Genomic DNA, 21,661 nt, shown 5'->3' with positions numbered 1-21,661 from the left:
TAAAGTTAATCTGCGCAGGGTTAGCCGGCCCCTAAGGCGAGGGCGAAAGCCGTAGTCGATGGGAACCACGTTAATATTCGTGGGCCAGTGGGTGTGTGACGGATGCAGCAAGTTGTTGAGGCTTATTGGATTGCCGAGGCAGCGAATGTGTCCCTGGAAATAGCCCCCACGTAGACCGTACCCGAAACCGACACAGGTGGACTGGTAGAGAATACCAAGGAGCTTGAGCGAAGTGTGCTGAAGGAACTCGGCAAATTACCTGCGTAACTTCGGGAGAAGCAGGCTGTCTTTTCGGGCAACCGGAAGGGCAGGACACAAACTAGGGGGTGGCGACTGTTTACCTAAAACACAGGGCTATGCTAAGTCCAACGACGACGTATATGGCCTGACGCCTGCCCGGTGCTGGAAGGTTAAGAGGAGAGGTGCAAGCCTTGAATCGAAGCCCCAGTAAACGGCGGCCGTAACTATAACGGTCCTAAGGTAGCGAAATTCCTTGTCGGGTAAGTTCCGACCTGCACGAATGGCGTAACGACTTCCCCACTGTCTCCAGCACACACTCAGTGAAATTGAATTCCCCGTGAAGATGCGGGGTTCCTGCGGTTAGACGGAAAGACCCCGTGCACCTTTACTGCAACTTTGCACTGGCAATCGTGACTGCTTGTGTAGAATAGGTGGTAGGCTATGAAACCTGGGCGCTAGCTCGGGTGGAGCCGAAATGTGAAATACCACCCTAGTGATTATGGTTGTCTAACCGCGGTCCGTTATCCGGATCCGGGACAGCGCATGGTGGGCAGTTTGACTGGGGCGGTCGCCTCCTAAATCGTAACGGAGGCGTGCGAAGGTGGGCTCAGGTTGGTCGGAAATCAACCGTCGAGTGCAATGGCATAAGCCCGCCTGACTGCAAGACTGACAAGTCGAGCAGAGTCGAAAGACGGCCATAGTGATCCGGTGGTTCTTTGTGAGAGGGCCATCGCTCAACGGATAAAAGGTACGCCGGGGATAACAGGCTGATGACGCCCAAGAGTCCATATCGACGGCGTCGTTTGGCACCTCGATGTCGGCTCATCACATCCTGGGGCTGGAGCAGGTCCCAAGGGTATGGCTGTTCGCCATTTAAAGTGGTACGTGAGCTGGGTTCAGAACGTCGCGAGACAGTTCGGTCCCTATCTGCCGTAGGTGTAGGAGAATTGAGAGGATCTGTCCTTAGTACGAGAGGACCGGGATGGACGTACCTCTGGTGGACCTGTTGTCGTGCCAACGGCACAGCAGGGTAGCTATGTACGGACGGGATAACCGCTGAAAGCATCTAAGCGGGAAACCCACCTCAAAACGAGTTCTCCCTCGAGAGTCGTGGAAGACCACCACGTTGATAGGCCGGGTGTGGAAGCGCTGCAAGGCGTGTAGCTTACCGGTACTAATAACTCGATTGGCTTGATTGCTCTCATTTAGCAATGCTCATCGTTTGGCCTTACGCCGCTCGTCGCGGAAGAAACGCGACGCGGTGTTGGCTGGCGCCGCTCTCACGAGCGCCGCGATGAGCGTAGGCATTGTTCAGAAAAGACCAGAAACAGAAGTCATATGACGTCTCCGCCGACCTGGTGATTATGGCGGGGTGGCTGCACCCGATCCCATTCCGAACTCGGCCGTGAAACGCCCCTGCGCCGATGGTACTTCGTCTTAAGACGCGGGAGAGTAGGTCGTTGCCAGGTCTGCCGAGACGTCATGTGACTCTTTAATAGCGCTTCAGATGCCCACTCTTGAGTGGCCCTTCAGTTGCCCACAAGGCAACCGGGCTTGGCATCCGCGCATAAAACGAAGTCAATCAGTGCCCTCTATATGAATTCAAAACGCGCCGCTGTGCCTTGTGCCAGCGGCGCGTTTTTTGTGTTGCAAGCCGCTGATGGAGGTGTGCCATGGCAAGAAAGTCCAGAAGCTTCGACGACCTGCCCTGCTTTTGAAGTCTCTAGCAAGCGTCGCAAATCTTTCCCTTCCGAAACACAAGTCAAGCGCGGTGATCGCGTCGTTCATGGCGACGTCGAACTCGTCGAAAAGCTGGGCCGCAACGATCCGTGCCCGTGCGGATCAGGACGCAGGTTTCAAACGTTGCTGCATGGATAGCGGCAAATATGACGGCGTCTTGCGCGCCTACTATTTTTAGAGAGCGCGATTAGAGCATCATTATCAAGCGTCGCCGCTGGCGACGGCGCGCTTTTTTGTTTTTCACGTGGTCGGCAGAACGTCGAAACCGTCGTAGGCGCCGACACCTTCGCCCAGAATTTCGACCTTCGTAACGTGAGCATTTGGCGGTCCGTGCTCGCATTTTTTCAGCATTTCATCCACCCGTTCGACCGGCCCTTGCAACGCGATCTCGACCGATCTGTCGCGGCGGTTTCTGACCCAACCCGTAAGACCCATCGTCCGCGCCGTTCCTTCGACCCACGCGCGATAGCCGACGCCTTGGACGCGGCCCTCAACGCGGACGTGCACGGTGCGGACGCTATCCATTAATTCGATCTCTCGGTGTTCGGGTTCGCGACCGGGCTGCTCGGCAATCACGCGATATTAACGCTTGCCTCCGCAGGCGCGGCGATTTGTTGCGAGCGCCCGGACAGCGGGACTATACTTCAAACAGCAATGAGTACGGCTGGTGGGATGCACTCTGTGCTGAACCGTCGAGTCAGTCGCTGCCGCATAAGATGCCGCTTCGTATGGTGCATCGGCGAGCGAAAGCACAGTTGGGTTTCTCCGGCTACAACGGGCCGTCTACGGGACGGCCGGAACGGAGATGTGCCATGGGTATCGCGATATCACTCCAGCAATATCTCGACGGTCGGGGCGTGCCTTACGATGTGATGACCCACGAACGTACGCATTCCTCATCAGAGACGGCGCGCGCCAGTTCCATATCCGAAGACAACTTGGCAAAAGGCGTCCTCATGAGGCGCGAAGACGGCTACCTTCTGGCGATCGTGCCAGCTTCCTGTCGCGTAGAGGTCAAGGCGCTGTCCGATTGGCTCAAAGAGCCGATCGTGCTTGCGAGCGAGACGGAAGCATCGACCATTTTTGGCGATTGCGAGTTGGGCTGCATTCCACCCGTCGCAGGCGCTTATGATTTGATGGCGGTCGTCGACGAAAGCCTCGAGGGCTTCAACGACATCTACTTCGAGGGCGGTGATCATCGCACGCTCGTGCATTTGACGGGCCGTAATTTCCATCGCCTGATGAGCGATGTTCCGCATGTCCATATCGGCGAGCACCGCCGAATGACGTCGCCAGGATAATCCGGAGACCGAAAGAGAGCTCACGCCGTCGGCGCGTGAGCTTGCTCTAGAACTAGCGGACTGCGGTGCATCCGGCTCTATTCGATCGATTGTTCCTTGGTCGCTCCGGTCGCTCCACGGTACGCGACCTTGACGCCGCATCGTTCCATCGGCAGCGCCGTCGTCGTCCAGCGATCCTTGGTGACGGTCACGACATAACGGCGGCAATCGTGCCCGGCGCCGGCGACGAAATGGATATTGAAAACGGCGCTCCCGTTTTTGCGAGAGTGCGGCCACTCGAAAACGCCATCGTCCGGAACTGTCTTCAGGGCTTTATCGATTGCGAAGGCGGCGTTGCGATAATCTGCCGCCGTCAGCCGTGCGAGCAGCACATGCGAGAGATCGGGATGAAGACCCGCGGCTTCCGCACGCTTGCGATACGGATCGGCAGGTGCAGCCGGCACCGCTGATGTCTCAGTCGCGGCGGCGTCGGATTTTTCCTCTGAAGCGGGCGACCCCGTTTCCGCGCCTGGCGCTGCCGCAATGACGACTTCAGGTAACGGCTGGGAATTTGGCGCGGGCGGTGTCGATGGCGGAAGTGGACCGGAATTTTCCGCCATAGCCACGTCTTTCGGCGGCACCGGTTCGAGCGGCGCAGACGGCTGTCTCGCGCTTATGGTCGACGAGACAACCTGCTCGATGCTGGACACCCATTGCTGCCAAGGAGCGCCATAATGGACGAGGCCAGCGCCCGCGCCCACGGCTAAGAATAAGAATAAGAATAAATAGAACTTCCGAACCGGATTGCCGCGCTTTCGTGGCGGCGCCGATATTGGCTCTCCTGCGTAGAAGGCCTCGGGCTCGTCGGCCCGCATCAGCACGTCTTCCAGATCGTAGTCCGGGAACGCATCGGTCGAACGGGAAGCGCGGAAATGCATGGCCAATCCTCAGTGGCTGACTATTCCCGCACTGCATATGCACCCCAATCTCCTGGCCAAAAAATGGCGATCCTGGATGCGCCCCATCAGCCCCTTCTCAAACCTCACGAATTTATAAAATTCGCAGCACTCTTTCGGGAGGAAAAATTCTTGACTCTTATTGGCTACTTGGGCTCTAGCTGGCGCTTAGCCTGATCTCGGGACCTTGAATCCTGACCTATTAGGAGATGCAATGAGCACTTCGTCTTACTCGCGCAACATCGCGAGTTTCCGCTCCCTTTTTTCCGCATTGGCCGTCGCTCTTTTCGCTCTCGTCGGCGTGTGGATTGGCACCTTCGAGGTCCAGGCTACTGAGGAAGAGCACGAGGTCCAAATCTCGATCAAGGATCACAAGTTCGAACCGGATGCATTGAAGCTGCCGGTCGGCAAGCCGATCAAGATTACGGTCAAAAACCAAGACGCCACTCCGGAAGAGTTCGAGAGCTACGAACTCGGATTCGAGAAAGTCATCGCCGGTAACAGCGAGGCCATCATCCGCGTGAAGCCGCTGAAGCCCGGGACCTACATGTTCTTCGGCGAATTTCACCAGGATACGGCGTTGGGCCATATCGTTGCGGAGTAATCGCCCATGCTTGCTGCGCTCGTTCTCGTTTTCCGCGAAGTTCTCGAAGCCGGTCTGATCGTCGGTGTGGTGCTTGCCGCCTCGCGTGGCGTGGTCGGACGAGGCAGCGCGGTGTTTCTTGGCATCGTCGCCGGGATTATCGGGTCTGCTATCGTCGCGTTCTTCGCGGCCGGCATCTCGAACGCATTCGACGGCCGCGGGCATGAAATTTTCATTGCCGCAATTCTGCTTTTCGCTGTCGTAATGTTGGCTTGGCACGTCGTCTGGATGGCGGAGCACGCGCGCGAGATGACGCAGCAGCTTCGGCAACTCGGGAGCGATGTTACCGCGGGACGCCAATCGCTTTTCGCACTTGGAGCTGCCGTTGCTATTGCGGTCATGCGCGAGGGTAGCGAGGTCGTGCTCTTCATGACCGGCATTGTCATGGGTGGAACGGAAACGGCGGGCCAACTGCTGCTTGGGTCGGCCATTGGGCTGGCGCTCGGCGCAGCCGTGTCGGCGGTACTTTATTTCGGGCTTGCTGCAATTCCGCTGAAGCGCATGTTCTCGGTGACGGGTGTTCTGGTGACGCTGCTCGCTGCGGGCTTGGCCGCATCCGCCGTGGCGCAGCTTTCTAACGCCGGTCTCCTCAATGTTCTCGACACGCCGGTTTGGAATACATCCTGGCTGCTCTCGGAAAAGAGCTGGCCGGGACAGATCCTGCACGTTTTGATTGGCTATATGGATAGGCCAACGGGCATGCAGCTGATCGCCTATGGGATCACCGCGGGGACCATTTTTCTTCTCGGGTTCGTGCGGCGCGCACCGGCGGACAAGCCCGTGCTCAGCGCATAAAAAAAAATCGGCGCCGGGAATTCCTGGCGCCGACTTTTCATTCAGAGGCCGAGTTCGGAAAGCCCCGGATGATCGGCAGGGCGCGGTCCGAGCGGCCAGTGATATTTGCGCTCGGCTTCAGAGATCCTCAGGTCGTTGATGCTGGCGTAGCGCAAGCGCATCAGGCCATTGTCATCGAATTCCCAATTCTCATTGCCGTATGAGCGGTACCATTGGCCGCTGTCATCATGGAATTCGTAGGCGAAGCGGACGGCGATGCGATTACCTTCGAAGGCCCACAGCTCCTTGATCAGGCGATAGTCGAGCTCGCGGTTCCATTTGCGCGTCAGAAACTCGACGATCTGTTCGCGGCCGACGGGAAACTCGGCGCGATTGCGCCAGCGGCTATCGAGCGTGTATGCGAGCGACACCTTTTTCGGGTCGCGGCTATTCCATCCGTCTTCGGCGGCTCGAACTTTCTGAATTGCGGTTTCGCGGGTGAATGGCGGTAGCGGCGGCCGAACGTCCGACATGCTCATCTCCTCAGTTTTTCCGCTTCTACGGCGGCTTGACCTCAGCGCAAAACGTCACGAGTTTCCTTGCAAATCGCCGGCGCAAGTGACGGCGAGCCTCGGAGGGTACCAAATGTACGATATCGCCAATCTATCCAATCTGCCGCACCTTCGTAATCTTTCGGCGGCGACGATGGCGGCATTCGAGAATTTCGACCGGGCGGCGATGGCGCCGGGGGTTATTCCCAGGCGCTATAAGGAATTGATCGCGCTCGGCGTGGCGCTGGCGACGCAGTGCCCGTACAGCCTGGAAGTCCACCGCACCAACGCTGAGAACGCAGGCGTCACCGAGGCCGAAATTGCGGAAGTCGTCTATATCGCTGCGGCGATGCGGGCGACGGCGGCGATCGCGCACGGCACGCATCTGGTCGGTCCGCGCAAGGCAAAGAAGTGAGCAACTCGGCGATCAGAAGACGCCGAGGAGTTTGACGGCGATGAGGGCGAGGCTCAGCGCGCCGATCCAAAGCGCGGCGTCGCCCACGCGGCTGCGCTTGGAGCGAGACGCAATATTTTCCGTAGACTCGTCGTCGAGGTGGAGGCCTGAGCGCGCCATTTCTGAAAAGCCTGTGATCACCTGCGCAAGGTTCTGGAGAAGCGCCGGCGATTTCAGCAGGACTTCGCCGATCTCTTCGGCGCCGCGTCCTGCCTCGCGGAGGCGGCCGAGCGGCGAAAGGTTCGACTCCATCCATTCCTTGGCGACGGGTTCGGCCGCAACCCAGACATTGAGCGATGGATCGAGGTCGCGCGCGACGCCCTCGACAATGACCATGCTCTTCTGGAGCAGGATGAGTTCCGGCCGCGTCTCCATGTCGAAGACTTCAGTGTAGGCGAATAGCTGGCCAAGCAGATCGGCCATCGAAATTTCTTCCGCCGTCCGGCCCTGAATGGGCTCGCCGATGGCGCGCATCGCCTGCGCAAATTCCTCGACCGTGTGATGGGGCGGCACGTATCCGGCTTCGAAGTGGATCGCGGCGGCGCGATGATAATCGCGGGTGATGAGACCGTGCAGAATCTCGGCAAGGAAACGCCGTTCGGGGAGACCGAGCCGGCCCATGATGCCGAAGTCGACGGCGACAACCTTACCATCCGCGTCGACGAACAGATTGCCCTGGTGCATGTCGGCATGAAAGAAGCCGTCGCGCATCGCGTGGCGAAGGAACGAGCGCAACACCGTCAGGCCGAGCGCGGCGGTGTCGAAACCCTTCGCCTTCAGTGTTTCGCGTTGCGAGATCGGGATGCCGTCGACCCATTCGATCGTCAGCACGCGCTTGGCGGTGCGCTTCCAGTCGATTGCCGGAACGCGGAAGCCTTCGTCGGCGGTGGTGTTCGACGCCATCTCGGAAATTGCCGCCGCCTCGAGGCGGAGGTCCATTTCGAGCGCGGTCGTGTGCTTCAGATTGTCGACGACGGCGACGGGCTTCAAACGCCGTGAGGGCGGATAGAAGCGCTCGATCATCTGGGCTGCGAAATAATAGCTGTCGAGATCGCGATTGAAGCGCTTCTCGATATTGGGGCGCAGGATTTTGACTGCGACGGCTTTGCGGACGCCGCCGTCGAGCACGTACGCCTTGTGGACCTGGGCGATCGATGCCGCCGCGACGGGCGGACCGAACTCGACGAAGTGATCTTCGAGTTTACCGCCGAGGGCGCGCTCAACCGCTTCGCGGGCTTCCGCCATCGAGAAGGGTTCGGCCTTGTCCTGAAGGTGGCGCAGGTCCGCTGACAGTTCAGGCCCGATGACGTCGGCGCGGGTCGCGAGGAACTGGCCGAGCTTGACGTAGCTCGGTCCGAGCTTGGTCAGCGCGGTCGCGACGCGCGTCGATCGCGGCACGCTTTTCTGAAACGGTGCAGACAGGAATTCGACGGGCAGCGTTGCCGCACGCGCGATCTTCAGCGGCAGCGGAACGGCAATGCCTTTCGGCACGAAGCGAACCCCATACTGTGCAAGCACAAATCCGGCGCGCGCGAGTCTCAGCGTGTTAACGATCGCTCCGGGCATGGTGAAAGTTTCGTGGTCCTCAGTTCAAGGGGCCAATGGCCAGCGTCGCGCCACATTGCGCCGCGATGCGTTCAGGTCAAGCAAAGCCCATGTATCGGGTAAAGACGGTTAAATATCCTGCGCCATTGCGAAGCGCGGCGACGAAGTTGCCATACAACGCGTGGCTGCCGAGGGCGCAAACGAAAAGCGCCCGCGTGCGAACACGGGCGCTTCCGGAATTCCAAATTTCAAATCGGCTTATTTCGCGCAGAAGGTCGCGCGGCCGTGGCAGGTGACCATGCCGCCATCGGGGCTGCACCGGTACTGCTTATTGGTGACCTTGTAGCCCGCAACGTCGCCGTTTGCGAGGAAGCCCGGCCAGAGGCCCCAGCTGACGTTCTGCACCATCGTTTCCATCGCAAACCACTTCGCCGAATCGGCCGACGTCGAAGTTGCGACCGCTGCTTTCGTCATACATCCGGCGTTTGCTGCGCCCGCGCCAAGCGAGATGACGGCGGCGGTCAACGTACAGGCAAGTGCTATCGATTTCATGAGTCCCACCTCCTCCTAGGGAAGAAAACGCTTCTTCCCTTCCCATGTGGAAAACTATGAACGGTCTCGGGCGGCGTCAATTGGAGACACGCAGGCGAGGTCAGAACACCGTTGGATAGTTGCCGTCAGATCTTCCAGCCGCCGTGGATGGCCGCGATGCCGCCCGTCAAATTGCGGTAACTGACGCGGGAAAATCCTGCACTGCGAACGAGTTCCGCGAATTTCTCCTGAGTCGGGAAGCGGCGGATGCTTTCAACGAGATAGCGATAAGACTCAGCGTCTCCGGCGGTCAGTTGGCCAAGGCGCGGAATGATCTCGAATGAGTGAAAGTCGTACAGGCGATCGAGAACCGGAACACGGCATTCGGAAAATTCGAGACAAAGGAAGCGGCCGCCGGGCTTCAAGACGCGATAAGCTTCGGCGAGCGCCTTGTCGATGTGGGTGACGTTGCGGATGCCGAATGCGATCGTGTAGCCGTCGAAGCTGCTGGTCTCGAACGGTAATTCTTCTGCGTTGCCCTCGATGCACTGAATGCGATTTTGCAGGCCTGCGTCAGCGATGCGGCGGCGGCCGACTTCCAGCATCTCGGGGCTGATGTCGCAGATGACGGCGGTGGCGTTCGGTCCACTGTCGTTCGCATAGCGCATGGCGATGTCGCCGGTGCCACCGGCAACGTCGAGCAGCTTGAACGACGTCGCGCCGCGCGGCGGGTTCAGCATCGTGACGAACTCACGCTTCCACAGCCGGTGCATGCCGCCGGACATCAGGTCGTTCATCAGGTCGTAGCGGCCGGCGACCGACGCGAAGACCTTGTTCACGAGGCCCTGACGCTCGCTCTCGGGAACGGCGCGGAAGCCGAAAGACGCGGTACTATCGCTATTGCTTTGGCTGGCGCCTTGGCCGCTTTGCTGACTTGCAGTTTGGGAATTCTGATCCATATCCGCAGCATAGCCGTTCGCGCGCCGTCGCGCTATCGTCGGCTCAACTCATCCTCAACGCCAGGTATTTGGGAGCCATGCCCGAACTTCCGGAGGTCGAAACCGTTCGCCGGGGCCTCGCGCCCGTTCTCGTCGGCAGCCGGATCGCGTCGCTCGAGGCCCGGCGTCCGGATTTGCGATTTCCGCTGCCCGAAAGGTTCGCGGAACGGGTGGCGGGGCAGACCGTCATCGGCCTCGAACGGCGGGCGAAGTATCTGATTGCGTCGCTTTCGAACGGCGAAGATCTCGTCATGCATCTCGGCATGACCGGGCGCTTTACGATCGTGCATGACGGGACGGCCGATACGCCCGGCCAATACGCGCATGGGGCGGCGCCGGATCCGGCCCACGATCATGTCGTGCTTCATCTCAAGGGCGGGACGCGCGTGATTTACAACGATCCGCGACGGTTCGGCTTCATGGTGATGTTGGCGCGCGCCGAACGCTTGCAGCATCCGCTCTTTCGCGAGCTTGGCGCCGAGCCGCTCGGCGCGGAGCTGACGCCGGACTATCTCGCCTCCAAGGCGAAGAGCCGGAAGGTCAATCTCAAAGCCTTCCTGATGGACCAACACGTCGTTGCGGGGCTCGGCAACATCTACGTTTCGGAGGCGCTGTTTCAAGCCGGGCTATCGCCAAACAGGTCGGCGAAGAGCCTCGCGAACCGGCGTGGCGTTCCAACGGAAGGGGCGATCAGGCTCGTGCCAGCAATCCGCGACGTCCTTGAGCGGGCCATCGAGGCCGGGGGCTCGACGCTCCGTGATTACCGGCATGCGGATGGAAAGCGCGGTGCGTTTCAAGAACGGTTCGGGGTTTACGATCGCGCTGGGTCGCCTTGTCAGACGCCGGGTTGCGGCGGTGAGATACGGCGCGTCGTTCACTCGGGACGGGCGACGTTCTATTGCCCGCGTTGCCAGCGCTGAAGCGTGGGAGACGTCAGTTGGCGTGACGCTCGGTCAGGACGCTGTTGGTCTTGACGATGATGGCGCTCAGGCAAATCACCGCGAAACCACCGGCGAGAAATAGCTGGTTCGCCGCCCAGTCGCCCTTGAGCGTCGCCAGCTTTCCCGAACCGATGAGCCAGATCAGTCCGGCGCCGATCAGGAAAGCCTGACAGGCCGCAAATCTCACCATGCGCTCGATTGCCGGTGGGCTCGACATGTTGTCGGCCGGATCGCCGAGGCGCCTCAGGTAATAGGCGTGGGCACCGGCGATGAGCAGGATGGCGGTGCCGTATTCCCAACCGTGCTGCCAGCGCGTGTGGGTGCCGAGATAGATCGCGTAGAAGGCGATGGCGCACCAGAGATAGGAGATCATCATAAGCTGGGTGGTGCTGAAGAGCGCTTCGCGCGGCGTCGGCCCAGTGGCGCCCGGCGGCCGCCGCCACGCCGGTGCGTTCGTCCGTATCGCCGACACGATGATGACCAATGCGAAGACCGCCGCAGCGATCGCAGCTTCGACTTTCAGCACGGCGCTTGCGGCCAGGTACATGGCAACAAGTGCAGCAGCCAGAGTGAACAGCAGCCAGGGAAGCGATGGGCGCAACGTCATTTCGGTCGAATGTTCCGATCGGGGCGGTTGGTCTTCAATCACGCGTGAGCGGGTGACCGTAATGCATCGAGGCTGATCGCTGCAATCGCGAGGGCGCCGAAGAAGAAGATGTTGCAGCCGGCCCAGTCGGCGTAGGTTTCGGCGCGTGGAAATTTGCCGTCGACGAAGAGGCTCACAACTCCGGCGACCATGCCGAGCAGCTGCGCCTGTAGCAGGACGCGCCCGAATTTGACGAGGGTCAGGTCGGTGTTGCCGGCGGCACGGTCGCGGTCGAGCATGGCCGAAAAACCGAGGCTCGCGACGGCTGCGAAAGCGAAGCCGAGGAAGAATTGCCACCACTCGGCCCAGTGCTGCTGGATGATGAACAGGTAAGTTATCAACAGCGTCAGCGCAGCCCAACCCCAAAGCAAGGCGAGGTAGCGCGCGGTCGAACTTGCGACGGCGCTCGGCGGTCCTCCGGCATTCCTGAGCTTCCCGTGGTCGCGGATCGCGAGCAGGGCGATAGCTAGCGATACGGCTGCTGCTGCTGCCATCTGCAGCATCGGCTGGTTCGCGGCGGCGGCCAGGATGGTCGCAAAAATGGCGGCTGCCAGGGCAAACAGCCATCCGGTCCAAGACAACATGCTCTAGAGGTCCCCCCAAGATGCCGGGCTTCGGCCTTATCGACCATTTGGCTTATCGCAATTGGCCGCTAAATGCGCTGCGACCGGCAGCGACATCGCATTCGCCCGGAATCGGGCGTTTTCGCCGTGCTGATTCATTGACCGATCACTTTCGGACGGCTATACCCCCCGCAAACCGTGTGCCTGGACCAACAATCCTGGGCCGACGAGAGATTTCTTCAACCCACCGCCTCGCCTAGCTCTCCGCTATCGCGCGGGCGTATTCGTAGCAACGTAAGGACAACCTATGGCTAACACGTCGTCGGCGAAAAAAGCCGCGCGCCAGATGATCCGCCGCACTGAAGTTAACAAGAGCCGCCACTCGAGCGTGAAAACCCACGTTCGCGCTGTGGAAGAAGCCATTCAGTCGGGCGATCCCACGAAGGCCAAGGCTGCTCTCGCCGCCGCCGAGCCCCTGCTCGTCCGCAGTGCTCAGAAGGGCATCATGCACAAGCGTACGGCCAGCCGGAAGGTTTCGAGGCTGACGCAGCGTGTCAAGGCGATGAGCGCGTAACGTACATGTGAATAACAGGGGCCAATTTTCCGCCCTGTTGCATATTCGCACCGGTAAAGAGCGGGTCCGATTTCGGGCCCGCTGTTTTTTTAACGTCATTAACCTGCTGGAATCCCGCTCATCAGCGGTTCTTGGAGGGTGGACTGACGAGTTGCCCGGCTCTCGCCCGGCCCCGGCTCCAAAAAAAAATGACGCACGGATGACAGCTGCGACCACACAGCTGCCGGGGTGATTTCGAGTGCGAGAATCCCGAATGAGTCAGGGCATTTATGCACAGGGATTGCGAAGTGACTCACGTTGTCACCAGATCCTGTGGAGAACTTTTCTTCTCGCTGGACGGCCATATTGGGGGTGAGAGGCGCTTGTCGAAAAGAAGGTTAAGGGATAGTAAATTTGGCAGTGGATGGCAGCGGGGTAAAAGCGGTCGTTCGCACAGGTAAGTTCGGCGAGCGTAGCGTTCGTGGGCCAACAGAATTGGCGACCGCGGATGCATCGTCAAAATAGATAAAGACCTGCAATTAACCTTTGGCGTTGCTTTGGCAACGACATTAACAGCTGGGGATTCTCTGGGCTCTTCCTGGGGATGACTTGTGCGGGTCTTTATCGGTACTGCGTGGGACGTGAGGGGATAAGTGGAAAAACTGGAAGCTTCTGGCATCGAGGACGTTCCCGTCCTCGAAACTTGGAAGCGTCTCGAGAACGATCCGACGGCCGTTTTGGTGGATGTTCGTACGCGTGCCGAGTGGGCATTCGTCGGAATTCCGGATCTCTCCAAGATCCATCGCGAGGTGGTGCGAATGGAGTGGCAGACGTTTCCTGACAGCCGGATCGTTCCGGATTTCGCTAAGCGTCTGGAGGCAGCGCTGGCTGCCAAGGGCGTCGAGAAGACCACTGAGATCTTCTTCATTTGCCGCTCAGGGGGCCGCAGCCGCATGGCTGCAGAGGAGATGGCAGCGGCCGGGTATAGCCGTTGCCGAAACGTTGAGGAGGGTTTTGAGGGATCATTGGACGCTAGCCAGCACCGCGGAGGAGTTTCCGGCTGGAAATTCGCCGGGCTCGATTGGGTGCAGGGCTAGCAGGCGTCGAAGAAGGGCATAGACGGCATCGCACGGCGGAGGGTTACGGCGGGCGATGAAGAGGGGGGCGCTTTCGGGCGTCCCGCGTTATCAGCGGGGAGTAAAATACTATGCAGGCAGCACAAAAAGCAGAGTCTCAGGATGCGGGCGGTGGACACGGCGCCGAGACTCCTCAGGGCGCGGTAGAGGGCCGCGGTCAAAAGGTTCGCGCGATGCTCAAGGCTCAGCTCGGCGAAGAGGTCTATTCGAGCTGGTTCAAGAGCCTAGAATTCGAAAGCTTCGACGGGCGGATCGTCAAGGTTTCGGTGCCTGTCAAATTCGTCCGCAACTGGATCCAGGAACACTATTCCGAACATCTGCTGCACTGCTCTCGCGTCGAGTTCGCGACGGTCGAGCGCGTCGAGGTGATCTGGCGTCAGCCGGGTGCGATTGCCCAGAGGCCAGGCGAGACGCGTCCCGTCGAGACGACGAGCACCGCCGCGGCGACGCCGCCCCCGGCACAGAACGCCGAGCTTCCGCAGCGTCCTGCTGCCTTGCGCCCGCCGGTGCTTCCGGCGCAGCGGACATCGGCTGGCGGCCTTGAAGGCTCGCCGCTCGACCCGCGCTATACGTTCGACAGCTTCGTCGTCGGCGCTTCAAACCGCATGGCGCATGCTGGCGCGACGCAGGTTGCGGAAACCGTGCTTTCGGGCGCGCCGGGCTACAATCCGCTCTATATTCACTCGCAGGTGGGCCTCGGCAAAAGTCATCTTCTCCACGCCATTGCCTGGGAAGTGAAGAAGCGTGCGCCGAACGCTCAGGTTCTCTATCTGACGGCCGAACGCTTCCGCTACCAGTTCGTCGAAGCGCTTCGCTCTTCCGATCCCTTGGCGTTCAAGGAGCGGTTCCGCAACATCAACATGCTGCTGATCGACGACCTTGAATTCCTGCAGGGCGAACGGACGGAGCAGGAATTCGATCACATCATCAACGCGCTACTCGACGGCGGCAAGCAGGTGGTCGTTGCCTCGGCTCGCGCTCCGAACCAGATCGAGCGGCTCAACGAACGCATGCGGTCGCGGCTGCAGCGCGGCCTCGTCACGGAGCTGCAATCGCTCGATCACGAGCTTCGGCTCAAAGTTCTCGACAAGCGGCTTGCCGAGAAGCGCGCGGCGGACCCGTCGTTCTCGCTGTCGCGGGACGTCATCGATCTCCTGGCCTCGAGGCTGACGGAGAACGGGCGCGAGCTCGAAGGCGCCGTTACGCGCCTTTATGCAACGTGGCAGTATATGCGCACGCCGATCACGCTCGACATCGCCGAGACCGTCATTCGCGATCTCGTTCAGAACCTCGAGCCGCGGCGGATCAAGATCGAGGATATTCTGCGTATCATTTCGCGGCATTACGGCGTCTCGAAGGGTGATCTGCTGTCGCAACGGCGTCATCGTTCCGTCGTCTGGCCGCGCCAGATCGGCATGTATCTCGCCAAGCATCTGACGGCGCGGTCGCTGCCGGAGATCGGACGCCGTTTCGGCGGCCGCGACCACACGACCGTTTTGCACGCGATCCGCAAGATCGAAGGCGAAATCAGCAAGAATCCGAACCTCGGAGACGAGCTTGAGGAGCTGAAGAGGCTTCTCAACCACTGACCGCAACTTCACCCCTTGCGGCCTGATGCGACGTAGGGCCGGCACACCTCCCCCGGAGTGCCGGCCTTGCCATGGGGTGGTCCCCTAGGTTCCATGCCTCGGATTCCCCATTGATTCCGCGCCGGATCGGCGCGGTTGCGGGCTTGTTCTGGGCGGGCCGATACATCTTGCTTGAAAAGATGCCATGTTTCGGCTCTGATCCGGCTCCGCGGGCGATTCCGTTCGCCTCGGGCCAACCGTTTTCTCGCGCGTGATGCCACGGCGTGTTCAGGCCGCCATTCCACGCGCAATTCCATAGTCAATGCTGAGGACAGATATGCGTCTCGAGATCGAACGTGGGGAACTCTTGAAGGCGCTGAGCCACGTTACGAGCGTCGTCGAACGCCGGACGACGATACCGATCCTGTCGAACATCATGCTGAAGGCGTCGGGCGACGCGCTGATGTTCAAGGCGACGGATCTCGAGCGCGAGGTCAGCGAGAGCGTCGGCGCGAAGGTTTCGACGCCCGGCACGCTGACGGTTCCGGCGCACGTTCTGCACGACATTGTGCGCAAGCTTCCCGAAGGCGCCGAGATCGAGATGAAGCGCGACGGTGACAAGGAGCGGCTGACGATTACCTCCGGGCAGTCGCGCTTCAGCCTGCAGACGCTCGCGGCCGACGACTTCCCGGATCTGGCGGTCGGTGAGATCGGGCACGAGTTCACGATCGAAGCTGGCGACTTGAAGCGGCTGATCGAGAAGACGCGCTTCGCGATCTCGACGGAAGAGACGCGCTATTACCTCAACGGCATCTATCTGCATCCGGCCGAGACCAACGGCACCAAGACGCTGCGCGCGGTTGCGACCGACGGTCACCGCCTGGCTCAGGTGGAGCTGCCGTTGCCGAAGGGCGCGGAAGGTATGCCCGGCGTCATCGTGCCGAGGAAGACGGTGCATGAACTTGCGCGGCTTCTCGAAGACACGAGCGCGAAGGTCAAAGTTGGCGTGTCGCAGACGAAGGTCAGGTTCGAGATCGGGCCGGTCGTTCTGACGTCGAAGCTGATCGACGGCACGTTCCCCGATTACGGCCGTGTCATTCCGCACAACAACGACAAGGAAATGAAAGTCCCGAACGCGTCGTTCAAGAGCGCCGTCGATCGTGTGTCGACGATCGCGAGCGAGCGCGGTCGCGCGGTGAAGCTCAACGTCGGCAAGGACAAGCTGATCCTGACGGTGAACAATCCGGAAGGCGGCAGCGCGACGGAAGAGATTTCCGTCGGCTATTCGTCCGGTCCGCTCGAGATCGGTTTCAACGCACGCTATCTGCTCGACATCGCCGATCAGCTCGAGAGCGAAGACGCGCGGTTTTTGCTCGCCGATCCCGGCTCGCCGACGATGGTGCGCGACGGCGGCGACGGTAGCGCGCTTTACGTTCTTATGCCGATGCGGGTTTAGGCAGGATTCCATCCAAGGATTCCCCTCCCCTTGACGGGGAGGGGTCAGGGGTGGGGTGACGATCAATTCCCTCTCCCCATTTCTGCACTCAATGGGGAGAGGGTGCAGGGTGAGGGGCAGATCCAGATCAGATATCTTGCGCCGTTAATGCCGCGAGTATTTGATCTAAAACGCCGTCGATGTTTTCGCAGACATCATTGTTGTGAACGCGGACAACTTCGTAGCCGAGCGCCATCAATGTTTGTGTCCGCTTAGAATCGTTGGCGAGTTCGGACGGCGCATCGTGCGTGCCGCCATCGATTTCCACGATCAAACGCGCATCGCGGCAAGCAAAGTCGGCGAAATAATTTTCAATCGGAAATTGCCGAACGAATTTGAAGCCCCCGAGCCGCCGGTCGCGCAAGTGGAACCAGAGCTTGTCTTCGGCCGCTGTCGCTTTTGATCGAAGGACCCGGGCACGGTTTGCTTTCCATGGTTGCGTCCCGCGCATTCTGGTGCCGCTGTCAAAATCGAAGTTGTGCCGCCCCTCACCCTAACCCTCTCCCCGCCTAGACGGGGAGAGGGAATGATCGAGAAATATTTCAGAATCTCGCGAGTGGTGATAAGCGCAGCCGATGGTATCGATGCCTAATTCTCTATGGGTCGAGCGGCTGACGCTGACGAATTTCCGAAGCTATGTCTCGGCGAGCGTTGCGACAGACGCGGGGCCGCAGGTGATCGTCGGCGCGAACGGGTCGGGCAAGACCAATCTGCTCGAGGCGTTGTCGTTGCTGTCGCCGGGAACGGGCTTGCGGCGCGTGCCGTTCGTGGATTTGGCGCGCGCTGGGGGCGACGGCAGTTTCGCGATTGCCGCGCACGCGCATACGCTCGCGGGACCGGCGGATATTGGGACGGGATTACAAGCAAGGACCCCCACCCCTAACCCCTCCCCGCAAGGGGGAGGGGAATTCTCGCGGTCATCGGAGCGCAGCGAGCGTGCGGGACGCATTGTGCGCATCGACGGCTCGGCGCAGTCGGGTTCGGGTATTCTCGGCGATTATCTCGAAATCGTCTGGGTGACGCCGGCAATGGACGGGCTCTTCACGGGGCCCGCTTCCGAGCGGCGGCGGTTTCTCGACAGGCTCATTCTCTGTTTCGATCACAGCTATCGCACGATCGCCGGGCGTTTCGAGCGGGCGATGACGAGCCGCAATCGTCTCCTTGCCGACGGCGTGCGCGACAACGCGCAGCTTTCAGGCTTTGAGCAGGTGATGGCGGAGACGGGCGTCGCCGTTGCGGCGGCGCGCCTCGAAGCGGTGGCGGCGATGGCGGCGATCGTCCAGAAGCGGCGCGAGCGCGATCCTGATTCCGCGTTTCCGTGGTCGTCATTCCAACTCGTCGGAACGATCGAGGACGATCTCGCGCGTTTTTCGGCCATCGAAGCGGAAGATGCCTATGCGCGCACGCTCCGCGAGACGCGCGAACGCGACCGGGCGGCGAGCCGCACGCTCGACGGACCGCATCGCTCTGATCTCATCGTCGAGCACGGTCCGAAGGCGCTCGAAGCGCGTCAGTGCTCGACGGGGGAGCAGAAAGCCCTGCTGCTCGGGCTGGTGCTGGCGCATGCCGAGCTTCTGACGGAGCGGCAGGAGGGGGCTGCGCCAATCCTCCTTCTCGATGAGATCACGGCGCATCTCGACGTCCACCGGAGGGGAGCGCTATTCGCCGAAATCCTGCGTCTCGGGGCCCAGGCGTGGATGACCGGCACGGACGCGGACGCGTTCTCGGCGCTTCGCGGAAAGGCGCAATTCTGGGGGGTGGAAGAGGGAAAGATCAGGAGCCTTTCCTGAGTCCAAGTAACGGGACAAACAGCCACATCCAAAAGACTGAAAATCCACGACTTTTTGGCTGCATATTCTTGTGAATTTTTAAGGCTTTCCGGGTCGGTTTGTGCTATAAAAACGGACCCTAATTCCGTCCGCTGAGAAAGCCAAAAAATGAACGCTCAACCGCTCAAGAAAACCCCTGCGCCGGAGGAATACGGCGAAGACAGCATCAAGATGCTGAAGGGCCTCGACGCGGTTCGCAAACGTCCCGGAATGTACATCGGCGACACCGACGACGGGTCGGGTCTCCACCACATGATCTACGAAGTCGTCGATAACGCCATCGACGAGGTTTTGGCCGGTCACGCGAAGGCGTGCACGGTGACGCTGAACCCCGACGGGTCGTGCACGGTGCGCGACGATGGCCGCGGCATTCCGACCGGCATCAAGCGCGACGACGATCAGGTGCCGAAGCGTTCGGCGGCCGAGATCGTGTTCACCGAGCTGCATGCGGGCGGCAAGTTCGACCAGAACTCGTACAAGGTTTCGGGCGGCCTGCACGGCGTCGGCGTCTCCGTCGTCAACGCGCTTTCATCGTGGCTCAAGTGCCGGATCTGGCGCGAAGGCAAAGAGCACTTCATCGAGTTTCACAACGGCAACGCCGTCGCGCCGCTGAAAGTCATCGGCGACGCGGGTGAAGAGCGCGGGACGGAAGTTTCGTTCCTGCCGAGCACCGAGACGTTTCACAACGTGACCGAGTTCGACTTCGGGACACTCGAGCATCGCTTGCGCGAGCTCGCGTTCCTGAACTCCGGTGCCAAGATCGTTTTGATCGACGCCCGCCATGCCGACGTTAAACGGCAGGAATTCATTTACGATGGCGGCACGGCCGCTTTCGTTCGTTACCTCGATCGATCGAAGTCGTCGGCGCTTCCCGAGCCGATCATGATTCATGCCGAGAAGGACGGCATTACCGTCGAAGCGGCTCTTTGGTGGAACGACAGCTATCACGAGACGGTGCTGACCTTCACGAACAACATTCCGCAGCGCGACGGTGGCACGCATCTCGCCGGCTTCCGCGGTGCGCTGACGCGCATTGTCAACAAATATGCCGAAGAAACCGGCCTCGCGAAAAAGGAAAAGGTGACGCTTTCGGGCGATGACGCGCGCGAGGGTTTGACCTGCGTGCTTTCGGTGAAGGTGCCTGATCCGAAGTTTTCTTCGCAAACGAAGGACAAGCTCGTTTCGTCGGAAGTGAAGCCGGTCGTGGAATCGGCGGTCGGCGATCAGCTCGGCGCGTGGTTCGAGGAGCATCCGAAAGAAGCGAAGGTCATCGTCGGCAAGATCGTGGAAGCGGCGCTTGCCCGCGAGGCTGCGCGCAAGGCGCGCGATCTCACGCGACGCAAGGGCGCGCTCGACGGGCTGCGCTTGCCCGGCGGTTTGGCCGAGTGTCAGGACCGCGATGCGTCGAAGACTGAACTCTTCATCGTCGAAGGCGACTCGGCAGGCGGTTCCGCCAAGCAGGGCCGGAAGCGCGAATTCCAGGCTGTGCTGCCGATCCGAGGTAAAATCCTCAACGTCGAACGCGCCCGCACCGACAAGATGCTGTCGTCCGAGCAGGTGACGAACATCATCGCGGCGCTGGGCACGGGCATCGGGCGCGACGAGTTCAAGCTCGACAAGCTTCGGTATCACAAGGTCATCATCATGACCGACGCCGACGTCGACGGCGCGCACATTCGCACGCTGCTATTAACGTTCTTCTACCGGCAGATGCCGGAGCTGGTGGACAAGGGGCACGTCTACATCGCGCAGCCGCCTCTCTACAAAGTGGAGAAGGGCCGGTCGCAATCGTACCTCAAGGACCAGCGGGCACTCGAAGACTACCTGATCGATCAGGGCCTCGTCGATGCGGTGCTCGTCGGCGGCGACGGCACCGAGCGGGCGGGACGGGAACTGCGCGAGATCGTCGAGCAGGCACGGCAGATCGCGGGCGGCATCAACGGGCTGCATTCGCGCTACAACCGCGACGTCGTCGAGCAGGGCGCCATCGGCGGCGTGTTCGATGCGTCGATCCTTTCGACACCGGATGCCGCGAAGGCGGAAGCCATTGCGACGCGGATCGCCCAACGGCTCGATTCCATCGCCGAAGAGATGGAAACGGGATGGGAAGGCCGCTACGGCAACGACGGTTACGTTTTCAAGCGCGAGGTTCGCGGCGTCACCGAAGTGCACATGCTGGACCGGGCGCTTCTGGGTTCGCTCGATGCCCGGCGCCTTAACGAACGCCACGAGCATCTCGTCGAAATCTACAACACGCCGGCGAAGCTGAAGCGCAAGGACAAGACGGAGATCATCACCGGTCCGCGTTCGCTGCTCGATGCGGTCTACGACGTCGGCCGCAAGGGCCTCGATCTGCAGCGCTACAAAGGCTTGGGCGAAATGAACCCCGAGCAGCTTTGGGAAACAACGCTCGATCCGGACGCGCGGACGATCCTGCAGGTGAAGGTCGGCGATCTCGCTGAAGCGGACGAGATCTTCGCCAAGCTGATGGGCGATATCGTCGAGCCGCGGCGCGAGTTCATCCAGGAGAACGCGCTCAACGTTTCGAACTTGGACGTGTAAGGCCCCGGTCCCTCATCCGGCCTTCGGCCACCTTCTCCCCGAGGGAGAAGGAAACGTCGTTCCTCTCCCCAAAACCGAGAGAGAAGGATTTGCTCGGCCCGGGAGTTCGACTTAGCTGACGACTGCATAGTCCGTCTCGATCGTGTGGCGGCCGTAACGGGCGCCGTGCTTTTCGGCGTGGCGCTTCAAGAGCGCGACGTTCTTGAGGTTTGCTTTGTAAGCCACATCGAACATGTCGCCGAAAAGCGGAATGCTGCCGACAGCCGTGTCGATCGCCATGTTCATCGCCATGCGTGCGATTAGCCAGCGCGGTGCACCGAGACGGCGGGCCTCCCAAATGATGTAGCTCGAGATCGCGCCGGAAATGGCGTCGCCGATGACCGGTACCAAGCCAAGAACGGCGTCGATACCCATGACGATCTTCGTCCCGGGAATGCGAACGGCGCTGTCGAGTATTTTCGCCAATGCCTCGATGCGAGCGAAACTCTCGTCGAACTCACCCGCTGGGAGACTCGCTGCAAATTCACTTTGGCCGAAGCGGGTCCGGTTCATTCTCGCGAATGCTGTCGACATCGTCTCCCTCATCCCATCTCCATCGAGAAAGGAGATGTGGGAACGACAAGGTCGGGCACAAGACCAGGGCCGGCCAGTGCGCG

The 21,661-nt window shown here is 60.6% G+C and carries 22 protein-coding genes and 2 rRNA genes (1 of these 24 cut by a window edge); 14 read left to right on the top strand and 10 right to left on the bottom strand.

From position 1 onward, the window contains the following. The 3 genes from AB4Z24_RS01950 to AB4Z24_RS01940 form a co-directional block, all read left to right on the top strand. Window positions 1-1,439: ribosomal RNA gene (locus tag AB4Z24_RS01950) — 23S ribosomal RNA — on the top strand; it begins 1,354 nt to the left of the window's first position. Window positions 1,440-1,594: 155 nt separating this feature from the next. After that, window positions 1,595-1,709: ribosomal RNA gene (gene rrf, locus AB4Z24_RS01945) — 5S ribosomal RNA — on the top strand. A 127-nt stretch (window positions 1,710-1,836) separates the two neighbouring features. Then, a complete protein-coding gene (locus AB4Z24_RS01940; RefSeq protein WP_441706054.1) occupies window positions 1,837-2,118 on the top strand; it encodes an SEC-C metal-binding domain-containing protein in 282 nt (93 codons plus the stop codon). A gap of 102 nt (window positions 2,119-2,220) precedes the next feature. On the opposite strand, the gene AB4Z24_RS01935 is transcribed toward AB4Z24_RS01940, so the two are convergent. After that, the gene (locus AB4Z24_RS01935) at window positions 2,221-2,505 is read right to left on the bottom strand and encodes an acylphosphatase (RefSeq protein ID WP_441705501.1); all 285 of its coding nucleotides are present in this window, start codon (window positions 2,503-2,505) and stop codon (window positions 2,221-2,223) included. Between the two features lie 287 nt (window positions 2,506-2,792). Here AB4Z24_RS01935 and AB4Z24_RS01930 point away from each other — a divergent pair, with 287 nt between their 5' ends. Then, window positions 2,793-3,281 carry an aminoacyl-tRNA deacylase gene (locus AB4Z24_RS01930; RefSeq protein WP_441705499.1) on the top strand — a complete coding sequence of 163 codons (489 nt, stop codon included), beginning with the start codon at window positions 2,793-2,795 and terminating at the stop codon, window positions 3,279-3,281. Between the two features lie 77 nt (window positions 3,282-3,358). Here the strand turns inward: AB4Z24_RS01930 and AB4Z24_RS01925 are convergent, their stop codons facing one another. Further along, window positions 3,359-4,198, bottom strand: a complete 840-nt coding sequence (locus AB4Z24_RS01925) for a hypothetical protein (protein WP_441705497.1) — start codon at window positions 4,196-4,198, stop codon at window positions 3,359-3,361. Between the two features lie 232 nt (window positions 4,199-4,430). Here AB4Z24_RS01925 and AB4Z24_RS01920 point away from each other — a divergent pair, with 232 nt between their 5' ends. Continuing rightward, window positions 4,431-4,820, top strand: a complete 390-nt coding sequence (locus AB4Z24_RS01920) for a cupredoxin domain-containing protein (protein ID WP_441705495.1) — start codon at window positions 4,431-4,433, stop codon at window positions 4,818-4,820. Between the two features lie 6 nt (window positions 4,821-4,826). Continuing rightward, window positions 4,827-5,654, top strand: a complete 828-nt coding sequence (locus tag AB4Z24_RS01915) for an FTR1 family iron permease (protein ID WP_441705493.1) — start codon at window positions 4,827-4,829, stop codon at window positions 5,652-5,654. Window positions 5,655-5,695: 41 nt separating this feature from the next. Here AB4Z24_RS01915 and AB4Z24_RS01910 read toward each other — a convergent pair whose 3' ends face one another. After that, window positions 5,696-6,166 carry a nuclear transport factor 2 family protein gene (locus AB4Z24_RS01910; protein WP_441705492.1) on the bottom strand — a complete coding sequence of 157 codons (471 nt, stop codon included), beginning with the start codon at window positions 6,164-6,166 and terminating at the stop codon, window positions 5,696-5,698. Between the two features lie 112 nt (window positions 6,167-6,278). Between AB4Z24_RS01910 and AB4Z24_RS01905 the strand changes: the two genes are divergently transcribed. Further along, window positions 6,279-6,599: a carboxymuconolactone decarboxylase family protein gene (locus AB4Z24_RS01905; RefSeq protein WP_441705491.1), complete on the top strand. Its 321-nt coding sequence runs from the start codon at window positions 6,279-6,281 to the stop codon at window positions 6,597-6,599. Window positions 6,600-6,611: 12 nt separating this feature from the next. Here the strand turns inward: AB4Z24_RS01905 and ubiB are convergent, their stop codons facing one another. The 3 genes from ubiB to ubiE all read right to left on the bottom strand — a co-directional run bounded on the left by ubiB (window position 6,612) and on the right by ubiE (window position 9,673). Next, window positions 6,612-8,204: a 2-polyprenylphenol 6-hydroxylase gene (gene ubiB, locus AB4Z24_RS01900; protein ID WP_441705489.1), complete on the bottom strand. Its 1,593-nt coding sequence runs from the start codon at window positions 8,202-8,204 to the stop codon at window positions 6,612-6,614. A 237-nt stretch (window positions 8,205-8,441) separates the two neighbouring features. Next, a complete protein-coding gene (locus tag AB4Z24_RS01895; RefSeq protein ID WP_441705487.1) occupies window positions 8,442-8,735 on the bottom strand; it encodes a hypothetical protein in 294 nt (97 codons plus the stop codon). 125 nt (window positions 8,736-8,860) lie between these two features. Then, complete coding sequence (gene ubiE / locus AB4Z24_RS01890) at window positions 8,861-9,673, bottom strand: bifunctional demethylmenaquinone methyltransferase/2-methoxy-6-polyprenyl-1,4-benzoquinol methylase UbiE (protein WP_441705485.1); 813 nt, start codon at window positions 9,671-9,673, stop codon at window positions 8,861-8,863. Between the two features lie 77 nt (window positions 9,674-9,750). Between ubiE and mutM the strand changes: the two genes are divergently transcribed. After that, the gene (gene mutM, locus AB4Z24_RS01885; protein WP_441705483.1) at window positions 9,751-10,632 is read left to right on the top strand and encodes a bifunctional DNA-formamidopyrimidine glycosylase/DNA-(apurinic or apyrimidinic site) lyase; all 882 of its coding nucleotides are present in this window, start codon (window positions 9,751-9,753) and stop codon (window positions 10,630-10,632) included. A gap of 13 nt (window positions 10,633-10,645) precedes the next feature. On the opposite strand, the gene AB4Z24_RS01880 is transcribed toward mutM, so the two are convergent. Beyond that, window positions 10,646-11,260, bottom strand: a complete 615-nt coding sequence (locus AB4Z24_RS01880; protein ID WP_441705481.1) for a hypothetical protein — start codon at window positions 11,258-11,260, stop codon at window positions 10,646-10,648. A 38-nt stretch (window positions 11,261-11,298) separates the two neighbouring features. Then, entirely contained in the window at window positions 11,299-11,883 is a 585-nt protein-coding gene (locus AB4Z24_RS01875) for a hypothetical protein (protein ID WP_441705479.1), read from the bottom strand. A gap of 286 nt (window positions 11,884-12,169) precedes the next feature. Between AB4Z24_RS01875 and rpsT the strand changes: the two genes are divergently transcribed. From rpsT to dnaN, 4 genes are all read left to right on the top strand, one after another. Next, a complete protein-coding gene (gene rpsT / locus AB4Z24_RS01870) occupies window positions 12,170-12,436 on the top strand; it encodes a 30S ribosomal protein S20 (RefSeq protein WP_290995154.1) in 267 nt (88 codons plus the stop codon). 632 nt (window positions 12,437-13,068) lie between these two features. After that, the gene (locus AB4Z24_RS01865) at window positions 13,069-13,512 is read left to right on the top strand and encodes a rhodanese-like domain-containing protein (protein ID WP_441705477.1); all 444 of its coding nucleotides are present in this window, start codon (window positions 13,069-13,071) and stop codon (window positions 13,510-13,512) included. Between the two features lie 110 nt (window positions 13,513-13,622). Beyond that, window positions 13,623-15,140: a chromosomal replication initiator protein DnaA gene (dnaA, locus tag AB4Z24_RS01860; protein WP_441705475.1), complete on the top strand. Its 1,518-nt coding sequence runs from the start codon at window positions 13,623-13,625 to the stop codon at window positions 15,138-15,140. 316 nt (window positions 15,141-15,456) lie between these two features. Then, window positions 15,457-16,575, top strand: a complete 1,119-nt coding sequence (gene dnaN, locus AB4Z24_RS01855) for a DNA polymerase III subunit beta (RefSeq protein ID WP_441705473.1) — start codon at window positions 15,457-15,459, stop codon at window positions 16,573-16,575. A gap of 127 nt (window positions 16,576-16,702) precedes the next feature. On the opposite strand, the gene AB4Z24_RS01850 is transcribed toward dnaN, so the two are convergent. Beyond that, window positions 16,703-17,065, bottom strand: coding sequence for an endonuclease domain-containing protein (locus AB4Z24_RS01850; protein ID WP_441705472.1), 363 nt, complete (start codon window positions 17,063-17,065; stop codon window positions 16,703-16,705). 133 nt (window positions 17,066-17,198) lie between these two features. Here AB4Z24_RS01850 and recF point away from each other — a divergent pair, with 133 nt between their 5' ends. After that, window positions 17,199-18,404, top strand: coding sequence for a DNA replication/repair protein RecF (gene recF / locus AB4Z24_RS01845; protein WP_441705470.1), 1,206 nt, complete (start codon window positions 17,199-17,201; stop codon window positions 18,402-18,404). Between the two features lie 147 nt (window positions 18,405-18,551). Then, a complete protein-coding gene (gyrB, locus tag AB4Z24_RS01840) occupies window positions 18,552-21,005 on the top strand; it encodes a DNA topoisomerase (ATP-hydrolyzing) subunit B (RefSeq protein WP_441705468.1) in 2,454 nt (817 codons plus the stop codon). A 111-nt stretch (window positions 21,006-21,116) separates the two neighbouring features. Here the strand turns inward: gyrB and AB4Z24_RS01835 are convergent, their stop codons facing one another. After that, on the bottom strand, window positions 21,117-21,578 hold the full coding sequence (locus AB4Z24_RS01835; RefSeq protein WP_441705466.1) for a DUF4112 domain-containing protein: 462 nt from the start codon (window positions 21,576-21,578) through the stop codon (window positions 21,117-21,119). Window positions 21,579-21,661 lie beyond the last annotated feature (83 nt).

This window comes from Hyphomicrobium sp. 2TAF46, assembly GCF_052114865.1.
In the GTDB taxonomy this organism is placed as follows: domain Bacteria; phylum Pseudomonadota; class Alphaproteobacteria; order Rhizobiales; family Hyphomicrobiaceae; genus Hyphomicrobium_B.
This window is presented reverse-complemented; position numbering and strand designations above follow the sequence as displayed.